The 24102-nt window shown below is 59.6% G+C and carries 21 protein-coding genes; 11 read left to right on the plus strand and 10 right to left on the minus strand.

Going from position 1 to position 24102, the window contains the following annotated elements:
• Positions 1–113 precede the first annotated feature (113 nt).
• Positions 114–3503, plus strand: coding sequence for a hybrid sensor histidine kinase/response regulator (locus AC13QY_RS09335; protein ID WP_113355315.1), 3390 nt, complete (start codon positions 114–116; stop codon positions 3501–3503).
• Positions 3496–4419 (plus strand): response regulator transcription factor, encoded by a 924-nt coding sequence (locus AC13QY_RS09340; protein ID WP_113355317.1) that lies wholly within the window; start codon positions 3496–3498, stop codon positions 4417–4419. Before AC13QY_RS09335 ends, AC13QY_RS09340 begins: the two co-directional genes overlap by 8 nt.
• Before the next feature lie 118 nt (positions 4420–4537).
• On the opposite strand, the gene AC13QY_RS09345 is transcribed toward AC13QY_RS09340, so the two are convergent.
• The 3 genes from AC13QY_RS09345 to AC13QY_RS09355 form a co-directional block, all read right to left on the minus strand.
• Positions 4538–4753, minus strand: coding sequence for a hypothetical protein (locus AC13QY_RS09345; protein ID WP_488493351.1), 216 nt, complete (start codon positions 4751–4753; stop codon positions 4538–4540).
• A 362-nt stretch (positions 4754–5115) separates the two neighbouring features.
• The gene (locus AC13QY_RS09350) at positions 5116–5595 is read right to left on the minus strand and encodes a helix-turn-helix domain-containing protein (RefSeq protein ID WP_488493352.1); all 480 of its coding nucleotides are present in this window, start codon (positions 5593–5595) and stop codon (positions 5116–5118) included.
• A 15-nt stretch (positions 5596–5610) separates the two neighbouring features.
• Positions 5611–5853, minus strand: coding sequence for a DUF4160 domain-containing protein (locus tag AC13QY_RS09355; protein ID WP_488493353.1), 243 nt, complete (start codon positions 5851–5853; stop codon positions 5611–5613).
• A 349-nt stretch (positions 5854–6202) separates the two neighbouring features.
• On the opposite strand from AC13QY_RS09355, the gene AC13QY_RS09360 reads away from it, so the two are divergent.
• Positions 6203–7000: a creatininase family protein gene (locus AC13QY_RS09360; RefSeq protein WP_113331851.1), complete on the plus strand. Its 798-nt coding sequence runs from the start codon at positions 6203–6205 to the stop codon at positions 6998–7000.
• Here the strand turns inward: AC13QY_RS09360 and AC13QY_RS09365 are convergent.
• The gene (locus AC13QY_RS09365) at positions 6988–7956 is read right to left on the minus strand and encodes a LysR family transcriptional regulator (RefSeq protein WP_113331850.1); all 969 of its coding nucleotides are present in this window, start codon (positions 7954–7956) and stop codon (positions 6988–6990) included. The genes AC13QY_RS09360 and AC13QY_RS09365 overlap by 13 nt on opposite strands.
• 184 nt (positions 7957–8140) lie before the next feature.
• Between AC13QY_RS09365 and AC13QY_RS09370 the strand changes: the two genes are divergently transcribed.
• The 6 genes from AC13QY_RS09370 (at position 8141) to AC13QY_RS09395 (ending at position 14388) form a co-directional block, all read left to right on the plus strand.
• Complete coding sequence (locus AC13QY_RS09370; protein ID WP_488493354.1) at positions 8141–9157, plus strand: ABC transporter substrate-binding protein; 1017 nt, start codon at positions 8141–8143, stop codon at positions 9155–9157.
• 238 nt (positions 9158–9395) lie between these two features.
• Entirely contained in the window at positions 9396–10220 is an 825-nt protein-coding gene (locus tag AC13QY_RS09375) for an ABC transporter ATP-binding protein (RefSeq protein ID WP_488493355.1), read from the plus strand.
• The gene (locus AC13QY_RS09380; protein WP_113355744.1) at positions 10220–11086 is read left to right on the plus strand and encodes an ABC transporter permease; all 867 of its coding nucleotides are present in this window, start codon (positions 10220–10222) and stop codon (positions 11084–11086) included. The genes AC13QY_RS09375 and AC13QY_RS09380 overlap by 1 nt, the downstream gene beginning before the upstream one ends.
• The gene (locus AC13QY_RS09385) at positions 11086–12399 is read left to right on the plus strand and encodes a cytosine deaminase (protein ID WP_488493356.1); all 1314 of its coding nucleotides are present in this window, start codon (positions 11086–11088) and stop codon (positions 12397–12399) included. The genes AC13QY_RS09380 and AC13QY_RS09385 overlap by 1 nt, the downstream gene beginning before the upstream one ends.
• A 1-nt stretch (position 12400) precedes the next feature.
• Positions 12401–13810: an FAD-binding oxidoreductase gene (locus tag AC13QY_RS09390; protein WP_488493357.1), complete on the plus strand. Its 1410-nt coding sequence runs from the start codon at positions 12401–12403 to the stop codon at positions 13808–13810.
• Positions 13807–14388, plus strand: coding sequence for an NAD(P)H-dependent oxidoreductase (locus AC13QY_RS09395; RefSeq protein WP_113355741.1), 582 nt, complete (start codon positions 13807–13809; stop codon positions 14386–14388). The genes AC13QY_RS09390 and AC13QY_RS09395 overlap by 4 nt, the downstream gene beginning before the upstream one ends.
• Positions 14389–14772: 384 nt before the next feature.
• On the opposite strand, the gene AC13QY_RS09400 is transcribed toward AC13QY_RS09395, so the two are convergent.
• The 4 genes from AC13QY_RS09400 to AC13QY_RS09415 all read right to left on the minus strand — a co-directional run bounded on the left by AC13QY_RS09400 (position 14773) and on the right by AC13QY_RS09415 (position 17999).
• The gene (locus AC13QY_RS09400) at positions 14773–15075 is read right to left on the minus strand and encodes a hypothetical protein (protein ID WP_113355740.1); all 303 of its coding nucleotides are present in this window, start codon (positions 15073–15075) and stop codon (positions 14773–14775) included.
• A 190-nt stretch (positions 15076–15265) separates the two neighbouring features.
• The gene (locus AC13QY_RS09405; protein WP_488493358.1) at positions 15266–16684 is read right to left on the minus strand and encodes an LLM class flavin-dependent oxidoreductase; all 1419 of its coding nucleotides are present in this window, start codon (positions 16682–16684) and stop codon (positions 15266–15268) included.
• A 221-nt stretch (positions 16685–16905) separates the two neighbouring features.
• Entirely contained in the window at positions 16906–17436 is a 531-nt protein-coding gene (locus tag AC13QY_RS09410; protein WP_113391174.1) for a chromate transporter, read from the minus strand.
• Positions 17433–17999, minus strand: coding sequence for a chromate transporter (locus AC13QY_RS09415; protein ID WP_113355737.1), 567 nt, complete (start codon positions 17997–17999; stop codon positions 17433–17435). The genes AC13QY_RS09410 and AC13QY_RS09415 overlap by 4 nt, the downstream gene beginning before the upstream one ends.
• Before the next feature lie 104 nt (positions 18000–18103).
• Here AC13QY_RS09415 and AC13QY_RS09420 point away from each other — a divergent pair, with 104 nt between their 5' ends.
• Entirely contained in the window at positions 18104–19021 is a 918-nt protein-coding gene (locus AC13QY_RS09420) for a LysR family transcriptional regulator (RefSeq protein ID WP_113332106.1), read from the plus strand.
• Between the two features lie 90 nt (positions 19022–19111).
• Here AC13QY_RS09420 and AC13QY_RS09425 read toward each other — a convergent pair whose 3' ends face one another.
• Positions 19112–19852 (minus strand): ROK family protein, encoded by a 741-nt coding sequence (locus AC13QY_RS09425; protein ID WP_488493359.1) that lies wholly within the window; start codon positions 19850–19852, stop codon positions 19112–19114.
• Between the two features lie 37 nt (positions 19853–19889).
• A complete protein-coding gene (locus AC13QY_RS09430) occupies positions 19890–22310 on the minus strand; it encodes a glucan 1,4-alpha-glucosidase (protein WP_488493360.1) in 2421 nt (806 codons plus the stop codon).
• Between the two features lie 178 nt (positions 22311–22488).
• Between AC13QY_RS09430 and AC13QY_RS09435 the strand changes: the two genes are divergently transcribed.
• A complete protein-coding gene (locus AC13QY_RS09435) occupies positions 22489–24015 on the plus strand; it encodes an ABC transporter substrate-binding protein (RefSeq protein ID WP_488493361.1) in 1527 nt (508 codons plus the stop codon).
• Positions 24016–24102: the final 87 nt, after the last annotated feature.

The raw sequence follows: 24102 nt of genomic DNA on the forward strand, positions 1-24102 counted from the left end.
GGGGCGAAATGTGCAGCTTTAGGCACACTCATGCCCTTAAGCACCACCTCGATCCATGTTACGACATCTCTGAACTGCCGGAGTGACGATGGCGGGACTGCTGAAGGGTAAGCATGGCTGCGCGGCAACGCATCATTCCAGTAAGACGCGAGTATAACCGCTGGGTCGCGAACCAGACGCTGGAAGACTACGCCCTGCGTTTCACTGCCAAGAGCGCCCGACAATTTTCCTCGCAACGCATCTCGCAAACCGCGATCGGCGCCATTTCCTTCCTGGCGCTGGAGGCGATCGGCGGTACGATCACGCTCTCCTACGGCACCACCAACGCCTTCTACGCCATCATCGTCGCAAGCCTCGCCATGCTCGCCGTCGGCCTGCCGATCAGCCGCTATGCCATCCGTCACGGTGTCGATATCGATCTTCTGACGCGCGGCGCAAGCTTCGGCTACATCGGTTCGACCATCACCTCGCTCATCTATGCCAGCTTCACCTTCATGCTGTTCGCGATCGAAGCCTCGATCATGTCGGGAGCACTGGAGCTGACGCTCGGCATACCCGTGTGGATCGGCTATATCATCAGCGCCGTCATGGTGATTCCGCTCGTCACCCACGGCGTGCGTCTCATCAGCCGGTTCCAGTTGCTGACGCAGCCCTTCTGGATCGTTCTCAACATCCTGCCCTTCGTCTTCATCGCCTTTGCCGACTGGGAAAAATTCGATCTCTGGCGGGCCTTTGCCGGCATCCATCATCCCGCGAGCCCGCCGGGGACCGCCGCCCCCTTCGACCTGATCGAGTTTGGCGCCGCCTCCGCCGTCATCCTGGCGCTGATGTCGCAGATCGGCGAACAGGCCGATTTCCTGCGCTTCCTGCCGCCGGACGGCCATCGCAAATGGCGCCATCGCCTCGCCATCTTCCTGGCCGGACCCGGATGGGTCATTATCGGGGCGCCGAAGCTGCTCGCCGGCTCCTTTCTTGTCGTCCTGACGCTGACGTCGGGCGTGCCGGCCGATCGTGCCGCCGATCCCGCGCAGATGTATCTGACCGCCTTCGGCTACATGATCCCATGGCACAATGCCGCGCTGCTCCTGATGGCGGCGTTCGTCATGATTTCGCAGCTGAAGATCAACGTCATGAACGCCTATGCCGGCTCTCTGGCTTGGTCGAACTTCTTTTCGCGGCTGACGCACAGCCATCCCGGCCGCGTGATCTGGCTGGTCTTCAACGTCGCCATCGCCCTCTTGTTGATGGAGCTTGGCATCTACCGGCTGCTGGAGGAGACGCTTGGCATCTTCTCGATCATCGCCATGGCCTGGCTTTGCACCGTCTCCGCCGATCTTTTCATCAATAAGCCGCTGGGGCTTGCGCCTCCTGGCATCGAGTTCAAGCGCGCGCATCTCTATGACATCAATCCGGTCGGCCTTGGCGCCATGGCGCTTTCGGCAACCATCGCTCTCATCGCGCATTTCGGTGCCTTCGGCTCAATCGCCGCCTCGCTTGCACCCTATGTCACGCTGAGCGTGGCGTTCATCGCGTCACCTGCCATCGCCTGGATCACCGGGGGCAAATATTATCTCGCCCGCAAGCCGCGCCAGAGCTGGAAGAATCTAAGTACCATCACCTGCTCCGTCTGCGAGCATCCCTTCGAGCCGGAGGACATGGCATGGTGTCCGGCCTATGCCGCGCCGATCTGCTCGCTCTGCTGTTCGCTCGACAGCCGCTGCCACGACATGTGCAAGCCGAAGGCTCGGCTCAATACACAGGTCGGCACGGTCGCGAAGACCTTGCTGCCGGAAAGTATCGTCGCCAAGCTCGCCACGCGCCTCGGCCGCTACGGCATTGCCGTCGCCGTGGCACTGACCGCCATGGGCGCTATTCTTGCAATGATCGCGCATCAGGTGGGCGCAGCCTCTCCCGAGACCGCCGCTGTGGTCGACCGCACGATCCTCATCGTCTTCTTTGTCTTTGCCGTCATCGCCGGCGTCGCATGCTGGTTCTATGTGCTTGCCCATGACAGCCGCGTGGTCGCCGAGGAGGAATCCTCGCGCCAGAACACGCTGCTCTTGAAGGAAATCGCCGCCCACAAGAAGACGGACGCCGCTCTGCAAGGCGCCAAGGAGGCGGCGGAGGCGGCAAACCGCGCCAAGAGCCGCTACGTGGTCGGCCTCAGCCACGAATTGCGCACGCCGCTCAACGCCGTGCTCGGTTACGCGCAGATCCTGGAGCGTGACGAGACCATTCCGGCCCCCAGGCAATCTTCCCTAAAAGTCATCCGCCGCAGTGCGGAGCATCTTTCCGGCCTGATCGACGGCCTGCTCGATATTTCGAAGATCGAGGCGGGCCGCCTGCAGGTCTATTCCAACGAGATCAATATCCAGGATTTCCTCGACCAGATCGTGGACATGTTCCAGCCTCAGGCGCAGGCCAAGGGGCTGAGCTTCATCCATGAGCGCTCCGCCGCGCTGCCCGACTATGTCCGCACCGACGAAAAGCGGCTGCGCCAGATCCTCGTCAACCTGCTTTCAAATGCCATCAAATTCACAGATGCAGGCAGCGTCCGCTTCGAAGTTAGCTACCGCAACCAGGTCGCCACCTTCACGGTTTCCGATACCGGTCGCGGCATCGCGACAAAGGATATTACCCGTATCTACGAGCCTTTCCAGCGCGGCGAAGCCGACAGCGTCAGACCCATGCCGGGGCTTGGCCTTGGTTTGACAATCACTCAGCTTCTGACGAATACGCTCGGTGGCGAGATTTCCGTTACGAGCGAGAAGGACGTCGGCTCGACCTTTCGGGTGCGTCTGATGCTGTCGGCCGTGATCCGTCCGATGAAGCCGCCGGCGCAGGAACAGCGTATTACAGGTTACGAAGGGCCGCGACGTACCGTCGTCGTCGTCGACGACAACGAGGATCACCGCGAACTGATGCGCGAGATCCTATCGCCGCTCGATTTCATCGTGCTCACCGCCGCCGGCGGCCCGGACTGCCTGGCGCTGATCGAGGGCATCAAGCCGGATATTTTCCTGGTCGATATCTCCATGCCCGGCATGAACGGCTGGCAGCTCGTTTCGCGGCTTAGGGAAAACGGCCAGACGGCGCCTATCCTCATGCTGTCGGCCAATATCGGCGATGCAGCCGCCGCGACCGACAGTGACGACAGCCACAACGACGCCATCTCCAAGCCGGTCGATATCCGCCAGCTTCGCGACAAGCTTGCGCTGCATCTCGGGCTGAAATGGCTCTATGCCGACGCCTCCGCCCCGGTCGCACCAAAGCCGCCGCTGCCGTTGAAAAGCCCTGGCATCGAGCATGTCCGCGAGCTCAGACGGCTCGGCGAAATCGGTTATATCAGAGGCATCGAGGCGAAGCTTGCGGATCTCGCCAAGCTTGAGGAAAACAAACCCTTCACCGACGCCTTGCGCGCGCATGTCCAGGCTTTCGATCTCGATGGTTTTCTAAACGTGCTGCGCAGCTTCGACATCGAAAAGGTAGAACAGATTGGCTGAGCCCGCCCTTCCCCGCGACATAGTCTTGCTGGTGGATGATTCACCGGAGGCGCTCGGCTTCCTGACGGATGCGCTCGAGCAATCCGGCTTCTCCGTGCTGATTGCCACCTCGGGATCCGCGGCACTCAATATCGTCGAGCGCATCACGCCCGATCTTATCCTGCTCGATGCCGTCATGCCGGCAATGGACGGTTTTGAGACCTGCCGCCGGCTGAAAGCCAATGCAGGCATTGCCCAGATTCCCGTCGTCTTCATGACCGGGCTCACCGAAACCGAACATGTTGTGCATGCGCTCGAATCGGGCGGCGTCGATTATCTGACAAAGCCGATCAATGTCGACGAGCTGCGTGCCCGTATCCGCGTTCACCTGCGCAATGCCCGCTCCGCCCAGAGCGCCAGGGTGGCGCTCGATGCGGCGGGGCGCCATCTCCTCGCCGTGAAGGGCAACGGCGCCATCCATTGGTCGACGCCGCAGGCAACCCGCCTGATCAACGCCGCCACCGGCAGCGATGACGGCCTCGAACTGGCATCTAAACACATCGCCGCCTTCATGCTCGAGCGCGAACGGCTCGGCTCGGCACGTGACAATCTTCTTTCCATCAGCAATGGCCGTCAGGCCGCGTTGCAATTCACCTTCCTCGGTGCCATCGGCGCCGACGAATATCTCTTCCGCCTGACGGCCAGCAATCAGAGCGCCGATGACGAGACCTTGCGTCAGAGCTTCGCGTTGACGCAGCGCGAATCCGAGGTCCTGCTATGGCTTGCCAAGGGCAAGTCGAACCGCGACATCGGCGAGATCCTCGGCCTTTCGGCCCGCACGGTGAACAAGCATCTGGAACAAATCTATGTGAAGCTCGGTGTCGAGAACCGCGCATCCGCGGCAGTGAAGGCCGCGCATGTCCTACATCGGCCGTGAGATCAATCCCCATCCCCAACGCGCAGGCAGGAGAATTTCCTACTGAGCGGAGCTCCATGATGCGTCCGGAGATTTGGAGCCGATAACGAACTCGCTTTCAAAGCTATCGCGTACATCGCTATCGCTCCGGTCGATGCGACACTATTCTTGGCGGCTCCAACACCGTCTTCGAGCTTCTCCATTGCAAACCGAGCGAACTTTTTTTGTCCCGCTGGTCCACAGTCATCGTGAACGGAACAAGCGGGCCTCCACCATCTTCAATGCTCGTGAATCCGTGGTCGATGGCAAGAAAGACAAAGCCAGCGAAGTCTTGGGATGGATTGAAATCGTTCATGCCTTGCATTCCGGAAATTGGGTCGGCTGACAAATAGAACCAAGAAAGGTTCTATTGTTTGATCAATAAGCTACCCCGTAACGCCGTGAAAACGCTGCTCGCCCCTCGATCTCGGCTATTTTGGAAGTAGTATGCATACCGTCACTGGGAAGCGTTACCCAGCCTTCGGCTATGATCTTTCCCTCATAGTGCGAAACATAATGGTACTGCTCCGCATATGTATAAAAGCCATCTTCCCTCCGTAAGACAACCATTCGGCGTTTTGGATGGAGGGCGGCGCCTATTTCGGCAATGTGCAGTTCTTTCTCTAGCTCCATTTAGGTCCCCGATGGGCTCTAGGTGTAACGAATTTCGGACGTCGGCTATGCGGCTTTCGGCCTGCCGTTCTGACGCGGCCGGTAATGCGCATGCATCAAGAGAGGGTCGCGCTGGCTAGCGCGCAGCAGCATCTTAACGGCATGGCTGACGGGAGCGCCGGCACGATAGTTCTTCCACGTGCGCAGGGTAACTCCAAGAAAGTCCGCAGCCTCGTTATTCGAAAGCCCAATCTCTTCCTGCCATTTCCGCAGGTCCTCGACATCAAAATCGCGCTGATCCTCGGCAATCTGGAAAAGGTGATAGGCATCGATCGCCAAATCTTCGCCGGCCCATTCGACCGTTGCGCCATAGTCCATGACTTCGGCGGTTTTCCAGACATCAGGAGACTTGAGGGGGGCGAGCAATTCGCCGCCGGTCGCAATCCAGCCAACGAGGTTTGCGGAAGCCTCAGCGCCGCCCTTCCACTTGATTGCCAGCGTCATGTTTGACGTTGGCGTTACGCTTTCAATTCGCGGCAGATCCATTTCTGTTTCCTTTCCTCAAGCGATTGGAAAGCGGGGATTGGTCCGGTTCCACTCGGCGGCAATCGTCGCCTTGTTCTTCGCCGCCCATTCGAGGGCGGTGTCTTGTGCCTTGCTTGCGAGCTTACCACGCAAGATTTCCAGTGTCGCGATTTCTACCAGAGCATCCCCATCCGGGGTGAGAATGTGGAAGTGCGGAGGCAGATGATCGTTTGCATAAATCCGAATGATGATGTTTCCGATTTGAGCCAGTTTGCCCATGCGCCACTCACTTCAATGAGTGAAACCATGGGGCATCTTATGCACTATGTAAATATACATGGTGCAATTTTTTCCCTAAATATGGAGTGAAGTTATGGATCACGCCAGGTTCTTCGCGCCAGTTGCTGCAATATCAGCGCCTCAACAAGGCAAAGCGTGAAAAAACAAGAGGCACGGCCCGCCTAGGCAGACACCGCCGCTCTTCAGCCGAGTCTCTCGATTGGCAAATGCCGCTGTCGTTCCAGGCGTACGCAAAAAGGCAGCGGCACGGGCGCAAATTGATGCTTTCCACCGTTACCATCCTTGCCGTATCCGTTGAGTGACCAGGCGCTGACTAGAGGACATGGCAATGACGAAGCCCTTCTATTGGAATGAACTCAACACCTATGATTTCGCCGGTCTTTCACCCGACACCACCATCGCGATCCTACCGATCGCCTCGACGGAGCAACACGGCCCACACCTGCCGATTGCGACGGATGTCGCAATCGCCGAGGGCATGCTTGCCGAGTTGAAGGTCCAGCGCCCGGACGATCTCGATTTCCTGGTCCTGCCGCTGCAGGAGATCGGCAAGGCCAACGAACACGTCTACGGCCCCGGCACGCTGTCGCTCAGCGCGGAGTTGCTGATCCCGGTCTGGACCGCAATCGGCGCGAAGGTCGCTGAAGCAGGCATCCGCAAGATGGCGATCGTCAACTCTCATGGCGGCAATGTCGATATCATGAGCATCGTCGCGCGCGAACTGCGCGTGCGTTACCAGATGGCCGTCGTCGCCACGCAATGGACCCGCTTCGGTACGCCTGATGGTATGATCGACGAGCATGAGCAGCGCTTCGGCATTCACGGCGGCGACGTCGAGACCTCGCTCATGCTGCATTTCCGGCCTGATCTGGTCCGGATGGACAAGGCGCAGAATTTTGCCTCCAAGGCGGAATGGATGAAGGAACATTCCAAGTATCTGCAACCCTTGCCGCCGCATTCGCTCGCCTGGATCGCGCATGATCTCAATCCGAACGGCGTGGTCGGTAACGCGGCCAATGGCACGGCGGAAAAAGGCGCGCTCATCTGCCGACATGAGGTCGCCGGCTTCATAGAAATGCTGCGCGATCTGCGCGACTATCCGCTTGCCAACCTCTATTCGAAATAGGGATCCGCGCGGCGTCGCTCGGAGGGCGGGATGATATGTCCCTTCGCCTGCAGCTCCTCGACGATCCCGGCCAATTCAGCAAGCAGGTATTCGACGAAGAGGCTGGTGGCGGCGTCGAGCGGTGCTCGCGCGCGGGCGATCAGCTTCATCGGTTGAGGCCGCGAATGCGGCTCGGCGATCGGGCGGAATACCAGCTCTCCCCGGCGACACTCCGTCAGCACATCGAGCGGATTGAGCAATGTCAGCCCTGCCCCACATTTTACCAGCTGCTTCAACATTTCCGACGCATTGCTCTCCAAAACCGGCTCGACCTGCACGGAAAGGCGCGCCAGCATCAGATTGATGACCTCGCGCAGGCTCGTGCCGGGCTGGGCAAGCAATAGCCGCTCCTCCACGACATCGGCGAGATTGATGGGTCCAGGCCCGATCAGCGGATGGCCGGGCGGCAGGACGACGCCGATCGGTATGTCGAAATTGGCAAGGGAGCGAATGCCCGGCATGGCCGGAATGTTGAAGCCAAGTCCGAGATCCACTTCCCCCGAGACGACCGGCGCCATCGTCGTCGATCCGGCGTCATTGCGCAGCTGGACGAAGACCCTGGGATGCTCGGAGAGAAAACGCGCGATGATCTCGGGCAGCGGACCTGACGCCAGACCCACGGTGGCGACGATGCGGACCTTGCCTGCCTGCTGCATCTTGAGGCTGCGAATGCGCCCCTCCAGCCGCTCGTAATTTTTCAATACCTCGCGGATGTGCTCGATGCAGAGCTCACCGGCCGCCGTCAGCCGCAGGCCACGTGGTAGGCGTTCGAAGAGCGGCGCTCCCATTTCCTCCTCCAGTGCCAGAATCTGACGATTAACCGCCGATGAGGCCACGTTGAGGCGCGCGGCAGCCTTACGGATCGAGCCGCAGCGGGCGATTTCATTGATGTAGAGAAGTCGTCTTGAGTGCAGCATGCGTGTTCCCATTGCTTATTTTTTGCCCAGGCCGCACAATTTAGGCACAGACCCGGCAACAGATGCCGAAAAGGCATCAATGCGCACGAATTTTGATGCTTTTCAAAGAGCAACGCAACCGCTCAAATGCAGGAAATGGGCGCCAACAACGACGTCCCATGGCAGATAAGGGGAACAGTCAGCCATGTATAAAGCCTTGAAGACAAAAACATTCTTTGCCGCCATGGGGCTTGCCGCCGCGATCATGGCGGCCGAACCTGCCAATGCGCTCGACAAAGTCAGCTACGGCACGAACTGGCTTGCGCAGGCCGAGCACGGCGGTTTCTACCAGGCGGTCGCTGACGGCACCTATAAGAAATACGGCCTGGACGTCACCATCGTACAGGGTGGTCCCAACGCGGCCAATTCGGCATTGCTGATCTCCGGCAAGCTGGATTTCTACATGGGCGGCCCGCAACAGGAGATCGATGCGGTCAAGCAGGGCATTCCGATCGTGGACGTCGCGGCTATCTTTCAGAAGGACCCGCAGGTGCTGATCGCCCATCCGGATGCCGGCGTGGAAAAATTCGAGGATTTGGCCAAGCTGCCGACGCTGTTCCTCAGCAAGGACGGCTACATCACGTATTTCGAGTGGATGAAGGCGAACTTCCCGGGCTTCAAGGACGAACAGTTCAAGCCCTATAATTTCAGCCCGGCGCCCTTCCTCGCCGACAAGCAGTCCGCGCAGCAGGGTTACGTAACCTCAGAACCCTATGAGATCGAGAAGCAGGCCGGCTGGAAGCCGAAGGTCTTTCTGATCGCGGATGCCGGCTACTCGCCTTATTCGACGATGATCACCGCGCAGAAGGCTATGGTCGACAAGAACCCCGATCTCGTGCAGCGCTTCGTCAATGCCTCGATCGAGGGCTGGTACAACTACCTCTACGGCGACAACAAGGCGGCCAACGAGCTGATCAAGAAAGACAATCCCGATATGACGGATGGCCAGATCGCTTATTCCATCGCCAAGATGAAGGAATATGGCATCGTGGAATCCGGCGATGCCCTCGACAAGGGCATCGGCTGCCTCACTGAGGCCCACTACAAGAAGTTCTTCGACGAGATGGTGCAGATCAAGCTCTTCGATGCCGATATCGACTACAAGAAGGCGTTCGATACCCAGTTCGTCTGCAAGGGCGTCGGCATGTCGCTGAAGAAGTAACATTGGCGCAAGGCAGCCCCTCACCCCAGCCCACTCCCCGCTCGCGGGGAGTGGGAGCGACGGAGCAGGAAGCTCCACCGCCGAACCGCGAAAGCAGCAACCGCCGTCACAGGCTGTTGCGATTGTTATGAGTGACCACGAACGCGATCGTCCCCTCTCCCCGCGAGCGGGGAGAGGGCTAGGGTGAGGGGCACTTCTTGCTTTAAGCCCAATTACTGACTTCGACAGAGAACCGGATATGATCCTATCCAAAGCAACCACTGTACCCTCCGCGGAAGCACGCAAACGGCCGCTCGTCGTCATGGAACAGGTCTCCAAGGTCTTTTCCAACGGCACGCTGGCGCTGTCAGGCATGTCGCTCCATGTGGAAAGCGGGGAGTTCATCAGCCTGCTTGGCCCTTCCGGTTGCGGCAAATCGACGGCCCTGCGCATCATCGCAGGCCTTGGCGGCGCCTCCAGTGGCAGGATCGATTGGCCCAGCTCGCGCATCAACGCCAAGGGTCTGCCGGAAGGAGATATCAGCTTCGTCTTCCAGGAGCCGACGCTACTTCCCTGGAAGACTGTGTTTGGCAATGTCCATCTGCCGCTGAAGCTGCGGGGCGTGTCGAAAGCGACGGCGCACGATCAGATCATGGAGACGCTGGCAACCGTCGGTCTTCAGGATTTTGCGCAAGCCTATCCACGCGAATTGTCCGGCGGCATGAAGATGCGGGTTTCGATCGCCCGCGCTTTGGTGACGAAGCCAAAGCTGCTGTTGATGGACGAGCCCTTTGCGGCACTCGACGAAATCACGCGCCAGAAGCTGAACGACGACGTTTTGCGCCTCTGGCAGACAACGGGGATTACCGTCATTTTCGTCACGCATTCCGTCTATGAATCCGCCTATCTCTCCAATCGTATCGTCGTCATGAAGGCGCGGCCGGGCCGCGTCCATAGCGATTTTCCGCTGAAAACCAGCGGCGAGCGCGATCCGCTTTATCGTTCGTCGGAGGAATATCGGCAGGTATGCGAAAAAGTATCCCGTTCCCTGATCGAGGCCATCGGCTGGCCGGAGGCCCATTGATGAGTGACAGTACCAGCCTTCCCGCCACTCTGTCCGTTGAATCTGCCGCTGCACCCGCGGCCTCTGCAGCCAAAAAGCGCAGTGTGGAACGCGCGCTTGGTATCTTCGTGCCCATCCTGACCGTCCTTGCGCTTCTTGTCCTCTGGCAGCTTCTGGTCGTTGGCACCGGCATTCCGCAATATATTCTGCCAAGCCCGATCGCCGTCGCAAAGGCGCTCGTTTCCGACTGGGGCATCCTTTGGCCGGCTCTATGGGTGACGACCGAGATCACCTTCATATCCCTCGTCCTGGCGCTGATTGGCGGCGTCGGCTTCGCCATCTTTCTCGTGCAGTCCCGCTGGATCGAACTCGCCTTCTATCCGCTGGCCGTCATCTTGCAGGTGACGCCGATCGTCGCGATCGCGCCGCTGATCCTAATCTATGCGCCGACACGCGAAGCAGCACTCTTAATTTGCGGCTTCCTCGTCGCCTTCTTTCCGATCCTCTCCAACATGGTGCAGGGATTGAAGAGCGTCGACCATAATCTGCTCAACCTTTTCGATCTCTACGGCGCCTCGCGCTGGCAGGCCTTGCTGCATCTGAAACTGCCCGCCGCTCAGCCTTATTTCATGACAGGCTTGAGGATCGGCGGCGGCCTGTCGCTGATCGCATCGGTGGTCGCGGAATTCGCCGCTGGCTCGGGAGGTCCGAACTCCGGTCTCGCCTTTCGACTGCTGGAAGCGCAATACCGCCAAAACATGCCGCGGCTCTTCGCAGCCTTGCTTCTCCTGTCGGCGCTCGGCGTCGCGATCTTCGCCTTCACCTCCTTCATCTCATGGCTGAGCCTGCATCGCTGGCATGAGAGCAGCCTCAAGCGGGAGAACTGATGTCCCACGCCTTCATGTCGCCACCGAACGCAGCCCGCTTCGTGCTGAGCAATGCCACCATCCCAGCCTTGACGCTCTCCGGCCTTAAGGGCCCCCCGAGCGAGGGCCTGGTCAAGGTCGATATCGTCGTCGCCGATGGCCTTGTCAGCGACATCGTCGCGCCTGGAACCGCGCCAGCCGAGTATCCCCGAGTGGATATGCGCGACGGCATGGTCTGGCCGACATTCGTCGACATGCACACTCATCTCGACAAGGGGCACATCTGGGAACGGCGGCCGAACCCGGACGGCAGTTTCATGGGTGCGCTCGATGCAGTGCGGACCGACCGCGAGGCTAACTGGTCGGCCGACGACGTGCGCAGGCGCATGGAATTCTCGCTACGCTCGGCTTATGCCCACGGCACCGGTCTGATCCGCACCCACCTCGATTCCTTGGCGCCGCAGCATCGCATCTCCTTCGAGGTCTTCGCCTCGGTCCGCGAGGCGTGGAAGGACAAGATCGCGCTACAGGCCGTCGCCCTCTTTCCGCTCGACAGCATGGTAGACGATGCCTTCTTTGCCGATCTGCTCCGTGTCGTTCGCGACACCGGCGGCCTGATGGGCGGGGTGACACAGTTGAACCCAGAACTCGACGCGCAGCTGGACAAGCTTTTCCGCGCAGCCGCCGATAATGGGCTCGACATCGATTTGCATGTCGACGAGACCGAGGACAAGGAGGTGCTGACGCTGAAGGCCATCGCCGAGGCCGTGCTTCGCAACGGTTTTACCGGAAAGGTGACCGCCGGCCATTGCTGCTCGCTTGCCCGACAGGACGAGAATATTGCCCGCGCCACAATCGATCTCGTCGCCAAGGCCGGGATCTCCATCGTTTCGCTGCCAATGTGCAACATGTATCTGCAGGACCGTCACGCCGGGCGCACGCCGCGCTGGCGCGGCGTCACCCTGCTGCACGAGCTTGCCGCGGCCGGCGTGCCAACCGCCGTCGCGTCCGACAATACCCGCGACCCATTCTACGCCTATGGCGATCTCGATCCGGTCGAGGTCTTCCGCGAGGCCGTGCGCATCCTGCATCTCGACCATCCGCTGGATACGGCCGCGAGGGTCATCACCACCTCGCCCGCGGAGATACTTGGCCGCCCGGATATCGGGCGCATAGCCGTCGGCAGCCCGGCCGACCTCGTGCTTTTCAGCGCCCGACGCTGGAGCGAATTCCTTTCCCGTCCGCAGTCCGATCGCGTCGTCCTTCGCAAGGGCAAGGTGATCGATCGCAGCCTGCCGGATTATCGTGAACTCGACAGCGTCATTGGAGCCTGACATGCCGGATTATCAGCGCATCAAGAAAGAACTCGAAGGCATCGCCGTCGAAGACAACCCGGCGCTGGTGCGCCAGAAAAGCCGCGACTTCTACTGGTATTCGCCGATCCTGAAGGCCCAGCTCGACAATGTCACGGCCGATCTCGTCGTCACTCCGAAGACCGAGGAAGAGGTGATCCGCACGTTGAAGGTCGCCTATGCGCATGACGTTCCCGTCACGCCGCGCGGGGCCGGCACCGGCAATTACGGCCAGGCCATGCCGCTTTCCGGCGGCATCGTGCTCAATCTCGCCGCCATGAACAGGATCAAGGAGATTCATCCCGGCCGCGTCATCTGCGAGCCCGGCATCGTCATTGCCGAGCTCGATCGCCAGACCAAGGCCCATTCGGGCCAGGAGCTGCGCTTCCATCCCTCGACCGCACAGACGGCGACCGTAGGCGGCTTCATCGCCGGCGGCTCGGGCGGCGTCGGCTCAATCACCTGGGGCGGCCTGCGCGATCTCGGCAATATCCTGCGCCTGCGCGTCGTGACGATGGAGGCGGAGCCCCGCACGCTCGATCTCACCGGCTGGGACCTGACCAAGGTCAGCCATGCCTATGGCACCAACGGCATCATCACCGAAATCGAAATGCCCTTGGCGCCGGCCTATGATTGGATCGACGTGCTGGTCGGCTATGACGACTTCATGGATGCCGTGCGCTTTTCAGACGCGCTTGCCAAATGCAACGGCATTCTGGTCAAGGAAATCGCCCCGATCGCCGCCCCCATTCCGTACGAATATTTCAGCCGCCATAAGCCCTATATCCGCCAAGGGCAGTCGATCGTGGCATTGATGATCGCACCGCATTCGATGGACCCATTCGTCGCCTTCACCATGCAGCAGAAGGGCGAGATCACCTTCCGCTCCGACAAGGTGGAAAGCATGAAGGGCATTCCGCACGCCTATGAGCTCGCCTGGAACCACACGACGCTGCGTGCCATCAAGGTCGATCCGTCGATCACCTATCTGCAGGTGCAGTATCCGGGGCCGGATCATGTCGCCAAAGTTCAGAAGATGGTGGAGATCTTTGGTGACGAGGTGCCCGGTCATCTCGAATTCATCAAGTTCGACGGGCAGATCCAATGCTCCGGACTGCCCCTCGTGCGCTACACTTCCGAGGCACGGCTCGAAGAGATCATTAGGATTCACCAGGATCACGGCTGCCCGATCTTCAATCCGCACCGCTATACGCTGGAGGAAGGCGGCATGAAGCAGACCGATGCCGTCCAGCTTGCCTTCAAGAAGGAAACCGACCCTAAGGGCCTGCTCAATCCCGGCAAGATGATTGCCTGGGACGATCCGAATTTCGACTTCAAATCCGGCAAGAACTACCTCTTCCCCGGCCTTGCCGCGCTGATGGAGGCCTCATGAAGGTTCTCGTCCTTCATTCCCATCCGGTCGAGGAAAGTTTTGGTGGCGCGCTGCATCGCCAGACCGTCGAGAGCCTGAAACGTGCTGGACATGACGTCGACGACTGCAACCTCTATGCCGAGGGCTTCGATCCTGTGCTCTCGCGCCACGACCGACTGATCTATCACGACTATCCCGAAAATACCGAGACGCTCAAACCCTATGTCGAGCGGCTGGAACGCACCGAGGCGCTTGTGATCGTCACTCCGGTCTGGAACTTCGGCTTTCCGGCTATCCTCAAGGGTTATTTCGACCGAGTCTGGCTTCCGGGCGTTTCCTTCGAACTCGTCAACGGCAAGGTGCGCTCGAAGCTGCAGCATATCCGCAAGCTCGGCGCCGTGCTGACTTACGGCGCTGATCCGTTTCGTGCCTTCATTGCCGGCAACCCTCCCAAGAAGATCGTCAAGCGCGTGCTGCGCGCGCAGATCAAGCCTTTCGCCCCGGTGATCTTCCTCGCCCATTACGACATGAACCGCTCGACGGAAGGTTCTCGCAGCCAGTTTCTGACGAAGGTCGGCCGCGAGATGGAGCGATTTTAAATGCGGCTTTTTCTAGCGGCCAGAATGACCGCGACCGCCCAACGGTCGACTCCAGAAAATGCCGGACGACACCTAGCGATAGAGCATTTCCAGGAAAAACGCGCAGCCATTTTCCGTCCGGAATGCGTTTGGAAACAAGAAGATAGAGCGTTTCCGAGATTCGCGAAAAGCGGAAATGCACTCGGCCGATGGAGGCAATCCACAACACGTGACGGACTGCCGGCCCGATATTTTCCAACCGGAAAGCGTGCAATTGGGCGGTGTTCCGGCTTGAGGCGAACTTCGATCCGCCTGTGCGTTTTGGGGGAATGACGGATCGCATTCCCCCAAACCGCTTCAATAATCATCGAAAGCTTAAGAGCAATTCCTGGAAAGGCGGAAGAGCTAGTTGTTCAAAGCGCCGCCGATAATGGCGCCGAGCGCGAAGGCCGCGGCGGGATACCAAAGACCATCGCTGTGACGGCGGTAGCCCGGGCGGCGATCACGGTAACCTCTGTAGCCATGATAGTAACCCGAACGGTCCTTACCCCGATAGGGCCCCCATCCAGGGCGTCCCGGTCCCCGAGGCGGCATCTTGCGATGAACTTCGTCGGGACGATCGCGATGATGACGGGGCCATTCCTGCGCGTTGGCGAAGGGCGCTGCCAGCGTTACGGCAGCCATGGCGAGAACAAAGATCTTTTTCATTGGGCTTCCTTCCTTTTCATCAGGAAACCTTAGTAATCCTAAGGTGAACAGAACGTTAACGCATTGCTACCTTGAATAGCTGATTGCACGGAATATCTTCCGAGATCCATCCGGCTCGTCGGCCCTCAGAGCATCGTCAAACTGGGCCGAATATGCGCATGCTTCAACCGGATCGGTGATATGGCAAAACCTAGACGCCGGCCGACTGGCGTAACGGTGTGGCCGCTTCCGCATCCCGACGCTTGACTGCCTCGATATCGCGATAGGCATTGGCCGGATGGGTCACCGGCAGATAAGGTCCGTCGCCAAAGAGCTTTTCGCGCAAGGTGCCCGGACGATAGGCGGTAGGATACACTCCGCGCTTCTGTAGTTCCGGAACAAGCAGATCGACCGCCGCCTCGAAGCTGTCCGGTGTCACCGCATAAGCGAGATTGAAGCCATCGATGTCCGTCTCTTCGACCCATTCCTGCAGGATGTCGGCGATAGTCGAGGGCGATCCGACGAATACGGGACCTGTTCCACCGATCCCGCCCCATTTGGCGAGTTCCTCGACTGTCCATGCCCGGTCTTTGCCGCCGAAGTTCTCGATCATCGAGACGATCGCATTGGTCTCGACCTTCTTCAATTCGTCGGTCGGCGCATATTGGCCGAAATCGATGCCGCTCCAGCCGGACATGAATACGAGCGAGCCGTCATAGGAGGCATAGCTCTGATACTCCTCGAAGAGCTGCTGGGCCTTTGCATCGGTCTCCGCGATGATCAGTGTCGTGAGATTATAGATCAGCACCTTCCGTGGATCGCGGCCAGCAGCCGCAGCCCTCTGCCTGATATCGGCGACATAGGCGCGCAGCAGGCTCTTGGTCGGAGCCGCGACGAACACGCATTCAGCATGGCCGGCCGCGAAGGCCTTACCAGGCCCCGATGCGCCTGCCTGATAAAGCACGGGCGTCCGCTGCGGCGATGGCTCGCAGAGATGGTAGCCTGGAACATCGAAATACTTGCCTTTGTGGCCGATCTCGTGGACCTTGGTAGGATCGGTGAAAATGCCGCGCTCGGCATCGCGCAGCACGGCGCCCTCCTCCCAGCTTCCTTCGAAAAGCTTGTAGAGGACCTCCACATATTCGGCGGCGACCTCATAGCGGTTGTCATGGGTCTTCAGGCCGCCCTGACCGACGTTCTTCGCGCCGCTCTCCAGATAGGAGGTCACGATATTCCAGCCGACACGGCCCTTGGTGTGATGATCAGCGGTGGCGAGCCGGCGGGCAAACGTGTAAGGATGCTCGAAAGAGGTGGAGGCGGTTATTCCTATGCCGAGATGTTGGGTCGCAAGCGCGATCGGCGCCGCGAGCTGAATCGGATCATTGACCGGTATCTGCGCGGCCTGCTCGATTGCATGGTAATTCGAGCCCTTGTAGACATCGTAATAGCCGATGACGTCGGCGATGAATATGCCGTCGAAAATGCCGCGCTCCAGCGTCCGCGCCAGATCCTGCCAATAGTCCAAATCCTTGTATTTCCACGACTTATCGCGCGGATGCCTCCATAGCCCCGGGGACTGATGCGCGACGCAATTCATGTCGAACGCGTTGAATCGAATATGCCTTGTCATGCCAGCTCCGGACGAATGAGACCGCCGATCAGGCTAGGGGCAGGAATGCTATTCGAAAAGTAAACGCATAATGTCTATATACTCTATGGAGAAATATTTTTCCCGTCGCTTGCCCGCAATCCGCTATTCAATGCCTGGATTGGTGAGCGATTGGCAGGCTTGATCTAAAGAGCAGCGTTGTATGCAGACCATGTCGGTGGCGCGATCCGGAAACCTCCGGCTCAGACCTGGCCAATGCCGCTTAGCCCGATCAACGCGCCAATGCCCAGAACGATGAGCGGATGGACGCGCGTCGTCGAAAGAACAAATGCGCCGGCTGCCGCTATGGCCGCCAGAATCCAGCCCTGAGTTGATGCCTCGGTGATGACGACCGCGCTGGCGGTGACGAGCCCGGCGGTCATCGGCACCAGCCCGGCCTGGACGATCCTTCGCCACGGCCTGTCCTTGAAACGGTTCCAGAGATGGAGCACCAGATAGGTCAGCACCGAAGAAGGCCCAAACTTTGCCACCGAAGTCACCAGCACTCCAGCCCATCCGGCAACGTGCCAGCCGACCAGGGGCACGACCATTAGGTTCGGACCGGGAGCTGCCTGCGCCAAGGCGAACAGCGCACCGAATTCCTGCGCCGTCATCCAATGCTGCACATCGACGATCTGACGATGCATTTCGGGGAGAATGGAATTGCCGCCGCCGAAGGCGAGCAGCGACAGCTGGGTGAAAATGATTGCGAGAGAAAGCAGGGTCGTGGTCATGCTTCAAGCTTCCAAATGGCGATGATACCGAGAGGTGCCAGAACCAGCATGGTCGGCAACAAGGGCAGCCCGACCACGGCGATGGCGGCAAAGCAAATGGCGGCAATGACCAGGGCGACAGGCCTGCGGCGCAGCGGCAGGATGATCTTGACGGCCATCGAGATCAGCAGACCGGCCGCGGCGGCGGCAAGGCCTGCAAACATGTGCTGGATGCGTGGATCGCTGTTGAACTGATCATACACGACGCCAAGGCTGATCACGATCGCCGTCGGCGCGACAATGAGGCCAAGGAGCGCCGAAAATGCCCCCGCCACGCCCTGAAACTTGGAGCCGATCGCAACCGCCATATTGATGATATTGCCGCCGGGCAGGAACTGACACAGCCCGAGCAGTTCGGTGAACTCCTCCCCAGTCAACCACTTGCGATCCTCGACCACCATGCGGCGTGCGAGCGGCAGAACCCCGCCAAAACCAATGAGGCCGAGTTTGAAAAAGCCGAAGAAGAGCTCCGCGACCGCTGGTCCTTCGCGTTGATCAGCATTGGAATGAGAAATAGCGTCCATGTCATGGCCTGTGTGTTTATGCCGAACAGGCGGTCAAAATAGGCTTTTACCGGTCATGCGTCCAATATATGGATTGAACAGTATCCATATGTTTGAGATATGTCATGATCGAACTTCGACACCTCCGTTATGCCGTAACCGTTGCCGATGAGGGCCATATGACCCGCGCTGCCGAAAGGCTCGGCATCCAGCAGCCACCGCTCAGCCAGCAGATAGCCAAGCTGGAGGCAATCGTCGGAGCCTCGCTGTTCAAACGCCTGCCGAGAGGTGTCGAGCTGACGGATGCGGGGCGGACGTTCGTAGAGAGAGCCAGGACCATCCTCAACGATGTCGATCTTGCGATAGAGGCGACGAGACGCAACGCCCGCGGGGAGGAGGGAAGCCTCGCCATCGGCTTTACCAGTTCAGCGGCCTTTCATCCGCTGGTCAGCTCAGCCGTCCGCTCGCTCGGCGAGGCGTCACCGGATGTCGCGCTCAAGCTTGAGGAAGCCAGTACGCCCGATCTGATCGCCATGCTGCATTCCGGTCTTCTCGACGTCGCACTCGTGCGCTCTCCCGTTGCACAGTCGAGCGGGCTGATAATTTCCCGAATTCTCGATGAAGAGATGCTGGTCGCTCTTCCAGATCGTCATCCTCTGGTGATAGCGAAAGGAGAGAAGCCTCGCCGCGCTCGATTGTCGGAACTCGCAAACGAAGCTTTCATACTTTACCGCCGTCCCTCGGGGCCGGGGCTATATGACAGTATCATAGCGGCCTGCCTTGCCGCGGGCTTCAGCCCAAAAATACGTCATGAAGCTCCCCGGTTGCTGTCGACGCTCAGTCTGGTCGCCGCTGGTCTCGGAATCTCCATCATTCCAGGATCGATCGCAGGGCTGGAGACGAGCGGCATCGCCTATCTGAGGCTTGACCCAGGAGACAATCTCGTGGCTCCGCTTTATCTCGCGCGAAAGGATGAGCAGCCAAGTGGCGCGCTGCAGCTATTCGCCGACATCGTTCAGCACGAGAAAGCCTCGATGAAATAGGGACGCTAAGCCGGCTATCCTCCTGTCAGGAAAGACCGACAGACTTGTGCCTGATCCTCATGTCACACCATTCGACCACACCGATGCCGCCTAGAAGCTCAAAGTCGCATCCTTCCAAAGGCGAAATCCTCCGAGAAACGCATTTTCGTTCTCGCCGATACGGCAGCCGGGGGGCAGTTCCTTGAGCTTTTCGGCATTGCCACCACCAATGACGATTTCATGCGGCAGCAAGGCCGCCCTCAATCTTTCGACGATATCCTCGACCGACTGCCGCCATTTTTTCTTGCCGTATTTTTCAAGGCCCCGTTCTCCGATGAAGTCTTCGAACGTGCCCCGCTTCTTGTAAGGCAGATGGGCGAGTTCCATGGGCAGGCAAACGTGATTGGCAATCATCGCCGAACCCAATCCGGTGCCGAGGCCGAGAAACAGCATATTGCCGTCCTTGTAGTTGCCGATTGCCTGCATCACGGCGTCATTGACAAGCCTGACCGGCTTGCCGAAAGCTGCGGAAAAGTCGAAATCCTGCCAGCCGCTGCCCAGATTGTGCGGTTCCATGGCGGGTCTATTGTTCGAAACCGGGCCTGGGTATCCCATGCCGATAACATCATATCGCCAATCGCTCGTCAGGTCCTTGACGGCCTGGACCATTTGCTTCGCCGACATTGCAGGCCCCGAGACGGCTGCCCGGCGGTCGCTACCGGAGCTGAGACGCATTTTGACATGCGAACCGCCGAGATCGATCGCCAAGACGATAAGCTCTTCTGTCGCAGCTGGTGCGGCGGCTTTCTTCAGTTTTACGTTCGTTTTGCGGCTCTCTAATACCTGACTCATATTCGTCCACTTTCTATCCGCACTGGCACAAATCCTACTAGGGCGCTTCAACGACCGAGACGGAGAAATCTTCTCCTTCCCAATGATCGGTGTCTGGCCAGTAAAAGGTAAAGGTAACCGACCCGCCTTTGGGCAGGTGTTCGCATGAAAGCTCGGCAACATGTATGCCGAAGCCGTTCTGGCTCGTTTCGGTATCGGTGGCGCCGACCCAACCATCAAAACTCCAGCGAATGATCGCGCGCGCCATGACCTCGATCCGCAGGCGTTTGCCAGCTGGAAGCTGCGACAGCTTGTTATTGAAACGCCACGGCACGAAGGGCGCAGTCACCTTGTTGGTCACGTAACGCTCGACACCCTGCGGCGGCATGTCGAAAACAGCCCCATCTCTCAGCGAGCGCAGGAGCTTGATATGCTCGGCGTGAGCCCAGACGAGCGGCATGGCGCTGCCGGAGGGTTTTCCGAGCATAAGCCCCAGCTCCGGCACATCGGGCTGGTCCCACACCTGTTCCGGGAGCAATCCGCCCTGACCGGCGGACTGCTCGAGTGTCTTGAGCAACTGAAGAGCCACGTCCGGACGGCCGGCCGCAAGCTCATAATGGGCGCGTTCGCCCGCAAGCAACGGCCATGGCCGCCCAATGCCCGTGCCGTCGAACGGGCCGCCATCTTCATGCTCACCATAGCCGTCGCCGGTATAGCGATACCATAGCGGCCCTTGCGGCAGGTCGCATTTGAGCTGGGAATCAATCACCCTGACGGTGTCGAGGATGCGAGGATCGTCGGCGGCCCGCAATCCGAAGCGCACCAGCGCCAAAGCATCGGGACTGACGACGCGGGCGGTCGGCAAGAAGGATTCAGCGGGCGGTCTGTTCTTGATCGGCACGAAACCGTCGGCAGGCGAGCTTCCGTCGGCGATCTCAGGCGGCGCGATACGGACATAATAACCCTTGATCCCGAGAGCAGCGCTCTCCGCATCGCTGCTGACATAGGTCCAGCGCTCGATCTGGTCGTTCCAGGCATCCGCGGTCTGCCGCAGATAATCCGCATTGTGCGTTTGACCGGCAATTTCCAGAATATCGGCTGCCGCAAGCAGGGCGGCGATCTCGACCGCCAAAGTGAAGGGAGAAAAGCCGCCATCCTCTTCCCAGCGGTCCTCGCCGGTAACGGGACCGTTGACGACGACGTAGCGTGCCGCGCTTTCGACCATCGGCACGTAAGACAGTAACAGATCGCCAGTGAGGACTCCCTCGCGACGCAGGGCATCGGCGAGCAGGATCGGAAAGGCGCACTCGTCCATCTGTATCCCGGTCCAATAGGGCTCGCCGTCCAGCCAGCAGTTCTGCGGCCAATGTCCATCCTCTTCCTGGATAACGCGCAGATAGGCCAGAATGCGCAGCGCATCCTGCGCGGCGCCCGCAGCCAGAAAGCCACCGGCCGTCTCGACCAGATCACGCGGCCATACCAGATGATAGCCGCCGAGGTCTTCGTCGCCCTTGGCAAAGCCCCATGGAATGGAAAGAGATGCAACAGCCGGTCCTTCGAAAGAAAGAGGCCGATGCGTCGCCAGCACGGCTGTCGAGATCCGATAGCGATTGACTTCGGGCGGCGGCGCTCTCGGTTCGTCCAAAGCCAGCAATCCGTCTTGCCATGTCCGCCAATCGGCAACATAGCTGCGCTCGGCGTTGTCATAGCCGGCTTGCAAGCTGGCAAGGGCATTGTAGCCGGCTTCCTTGGCGTGACTTCCAAAACCGAGCGATACGGTGACGGTGTCGCTGCCGCCGATCAGATCGATCTCACCGGTCAGCGCGACGTTGCCATCGGCGGCACGCGTAAAGGCCGGGTCCAATCGGGCCTCTTTCTGCAATTGCTGCCATCCGTCGGAAATACCGACATAGCCAGCGGATGCCGTCCGCCAACCACCGCTGACGGCAAGAGCCATCGAGACACCGCCCGTGCCCGTCGCAAAAAGCATCGGTGTGCCCTTGTAGTCCTCCACCCAGCCCGTATTGCCGTAACCGGCATTGACCAGATGTGGAGCGGCCAGCAGATAGAGACGATAATCGCGGATCGTGCCTTCCAGCGGCTCGAATGATATCTGCTGTAGCAAGCTGCTGCGCATGGGATCGACGATGATGCGCTTGATGATCCGATAACGGCCGTCGATCGCCGTGTTGATCAACCGATAGGCCGGAACGCCATCCTCGACCGTGGTGACGACGCTCTCCGTATCGCGCTTTTCCTCCGAAAAATAACCATCAGGACCTGTGACGATCAATCCGATGTCGCGGGTGCAAGCACTGTCGACGCGGGGATAATAGATTTCGTTGAGGATGCCGTGGCTGAGAGTGAACCAGATGCGGCAGGCTGGCGAAAGGGCTGTGCCAACTCCGCTCTTTGCACTGGACGTCCAGCGAGGTTCGATACCGTTCACGCTGGGGCCGGAAGCATCGTAAGGCGCCATGCACTATCTCCTCTGTCGCTGCAATCTGCTCCCGCCAAAATGTTTCGGCAAGACGGAACCTATGCGCATTCAAGCCAATACGCCCAGGTTTTACTGCCATTGACAGCCTCCACTCGTCCTGTATTCTGTTATAAAATTCTATATAACATAATTGTGGAACATAATTGGGAGTGTATCGATGAAGTTAGGACTCGGATTCCTGATTGCGGCTGCTTTGGTTGCGGCGCCCTCGCTGCTGATGGCTCAGGAAAAAGGTGGCGTCATCAATGTCGCGACGATCGGCGAGCCACCAACGCTCGATCCCATGACCTCCACCGCCGATCTCGTCGGTATTGTCACCCAACATATCTTCGAAACGCTCTACACCTTCGACAAGGGCTGGAACGTCACGCCACTGCTTGCGGAGAGCATGCCCGAGATCAGCGCCGACGGCAAAACCTACACGATCAAGCTCAGGACCGGCATCAAGTTCCATGACGGCAGCGTCATGACCTCCAACGATGTGGTCGCCTCGCTCAACCGCTGGACCAAGCTGGCGTCGCGCGGCAAACAGGCGGGCGGCTTCATCGAATCCATTACCGCCCAGGATCCGGCGACCGTCGTCATCAAGCTGAAGCAGCCCTACGCCCCCCTCACCTCGCTGCTTGCCTTCAACAACTCCGCCGCCATCATCATTCCAGCCAGCAAGCAGGCGGACACGATGACCGACTTCATCGGCACCGGTCCCTATATGCTGAAGGAGCGCAAGCCCGACCAATATATTCAGCTGGTGCGTTTCGACGGCTACACGCCACGCGATGGCGAAAGCAATGGTTACGGCGGCGCCCGGCATCAATATCTCGACGAAATCCGCTTCGTGCCGGTGCCCGACGCCAATACCCGCGTGGAGGCGGCCATTTCCGGCCAGTATGACTATATCGACAGTCTTCCAGTCGAGTCCTTCGACAAGCTGAAATCCGCTTCGGCGACCCAGCCGCTGCTCCTCAAACCGTTCGGCTATCCGGTTTTCGTCTTCAACACCGCCGACGGCATCACGAAGAATGTCGCGATCCGCAAGGCGATCCGACAGGCACTCAGCATGGAGGACATGCTGGCCGCAGCCTTCGGCAGCACGAATTTCTATACGGTCGACGGCAACATGTACCCTGCCCCCTTTACCTGGAGCACGGATGCCGGCGTCAAAGGGAATTACAATGTCGCCGATCCGGAAGGCGCGGCCACAGCCGCCAAGGCTGCGGGCTACAAGGGCGAACCGATCCGTATCCTGACCAGCCGCCAGTACGAGTTCCATTACAAGATGGCACAGGTCGCGGCCGAATATCTGAAACAGGCGGGCTTCACGGTGGACCTTCAGGTGGTCGACTGGGCGACGCTCACCCAACGCCGGGCCGACAAGGCGCTGTGGGACATCTACATCAGTCACAGTCCCTTCCTGCCGGAACCGGCGCTGATCGGCACGCTGTCGCCGAGCTCGCCCGGCTGGTGGACGACGCCGACGAGCAAGGCCGCGATCGACGCATTCAACACGGAGGTCGATCCCAAGAAGCGCATCGAGCTTTGGGCGAACGTCCAAAAGACCATCTATGACGAAGCTCCCATGATGAAGATCGGGGACTTCAACGCCGTCGCGGCGATCTCCACCAAGCTCCAGGGCGTCAACCCCGCGCCATGGCCCTACTTCTGGAACGCAGCGATCAAAAAATAAGCCTCCCAAGGCGCTCGGGCGCCGGTTGCGGCCGGCGCCCGTTCCCGTCCGTTTGCGGACCTAGAGCAATTCCAGATGCGCAGCGGT

This window comes from Martinezella sp. CNPSo 3795 (assembly GCF_057784475.1).

Bases quoted from the DNA above. Each gene is read 5' to 3' on its own strand.
- AC13QY_RS09335 (WP_113355315.1), top strand. From the start codon at position 114: ATGGCTGCGCGGCAACGCATCATTCCAGTAAGACGCGAGTATAACCGC.
- AC13QY_RS09345 (WP_488493351.1), bottom strand. From the start codon at position 4,753: ATGAACGATTTCAATCCATCCCAAGACTTCGCTGGCTTTGTCTTTCTT.
- AC13QY_RS09350 (WP_488493352.1), bottom strand. From the start codon at position 5,595: ATGGATCTGCCGCGAATTGAAAGCGTAACGCCAACGTCAAACATGACG.
- AC13QY_RS09355 (WP_488493353.1), bottom strand. From the start codon at position 5,853: ATGGGCAAACTGGCTCAAATCGGAAACATCATCATTCGGATTTATGCA.
- AC13QY_RS09360 (WP_113331851.1), top strand. From the start codon at position 6,203: ATGACGAAGCCCTTCTATTGGAATGAACTCAACACCTATGATTTCGCC.
- AC13QY_RS09365 (WP_113331850.1), bottom strand. From the start codon at position 7,956: ATGCTGCACTCAAGACGACTTCTCTACATCAATGAAATCGCCCGCTGC.
- AC13QY_RS09370 (WP_488493354.1), top strand. From the start codon at position 8,141: ATGTATAAAGCCTTGAAGACAAAAACATTCTTTGCCGCCATGGGGCTT.
- AC13QY_RS09375 (WP_488493355.1), top strand. From the start codon at position 9,396: ATGATCCTATCCAAAGCAACCACTGTACCCTCCGCGGAAGCACGCAAA.
- AC13QY_RS09380 (WP_113355744.1), top strand. From the start codon at position 10,220: ATGAGTGACAGTACCAGCCTTCCCGCCACTCTGTCCGTTGAATCTGCC.
- AC13QY_RS09385 (WP_488493356.1), top strand. From the start codon at position 11,086: ATGTCCCACGCCTTCATGTCGCCACCGAACGCAGCCCGCTTCGTGCTG.
- AC13QY_RS09390 (WP_488493357.1), top strand. From the start codon at position 12,401: ATGCCGGATTATCAGCGCATCAAGAAAGAACTCGAAGGCATCGCCGTC.
- AC13QY_RS09395 (WP_113355741.1), top strand. From the start codon at position 13,807: ATGAAGGTTCTCGTCCTTCATTCCCATCCGGTCGAGGAAAGTTTTGGT.
- AC13QY_RS09400 (WP_113355740.1), bottom strand. From the start codon at position 15,075: ATGAAAAAGATCTTTGTTCTCGCCATGGCTGCCGTAACGCTGGCAGCG.
- AC13QY_RS09405 (WP_488493358.1), bottom strand. From the start codon at position 16,684: ATGACAAGGCATATTCGATTCAACGCGTTCGACATGAATTGCGTCGCG.
- AC13QY_RS09410 (WP_113391174.1), bottom strand. From the start codon at position 17,436: ATGACCACGACCCTGCTTTCTCTCGCAATCATTTTCACCCAGCTGTCG.
- AC13QY_RS09415 (WP_113355737.1), bottom strand. From the start codon at position 17,999: ATGGACGCTATTTCTCATTCCAATGCTGATCAACGCGAAGGACCAGCG.
- AC13QY_RS09420 (WP_113332106.1), top strand. From the start codon at position 18,104: ATGATCGAACTTCGACACCTCCGTTATGCCGTAACCGTTGCCGATGAG.
- AC13QY_RS09425 (WP_488493359.1), bottom strand. From the start codon at position 19,852: ATGAGTCAGGTATTAGAGAGCCGCAAAACGAACGTAAAACTGAAGAAA.
- AC13QY_RS09430 (WP_488493360.1), bottom strand. From the start codon at position 22,310: ATGGCGCCTTACGATGCTTCCGGCCCCAGCGTGAACGGTATCGAACCT.
- AC13QY_RS09435 (WP_488493361.1), top strand. From the start codon at position 22,489: ATGAAGTTAGGACTCGGATTCCTGATTGCGGCTGCTTTGGTTGCGGCG.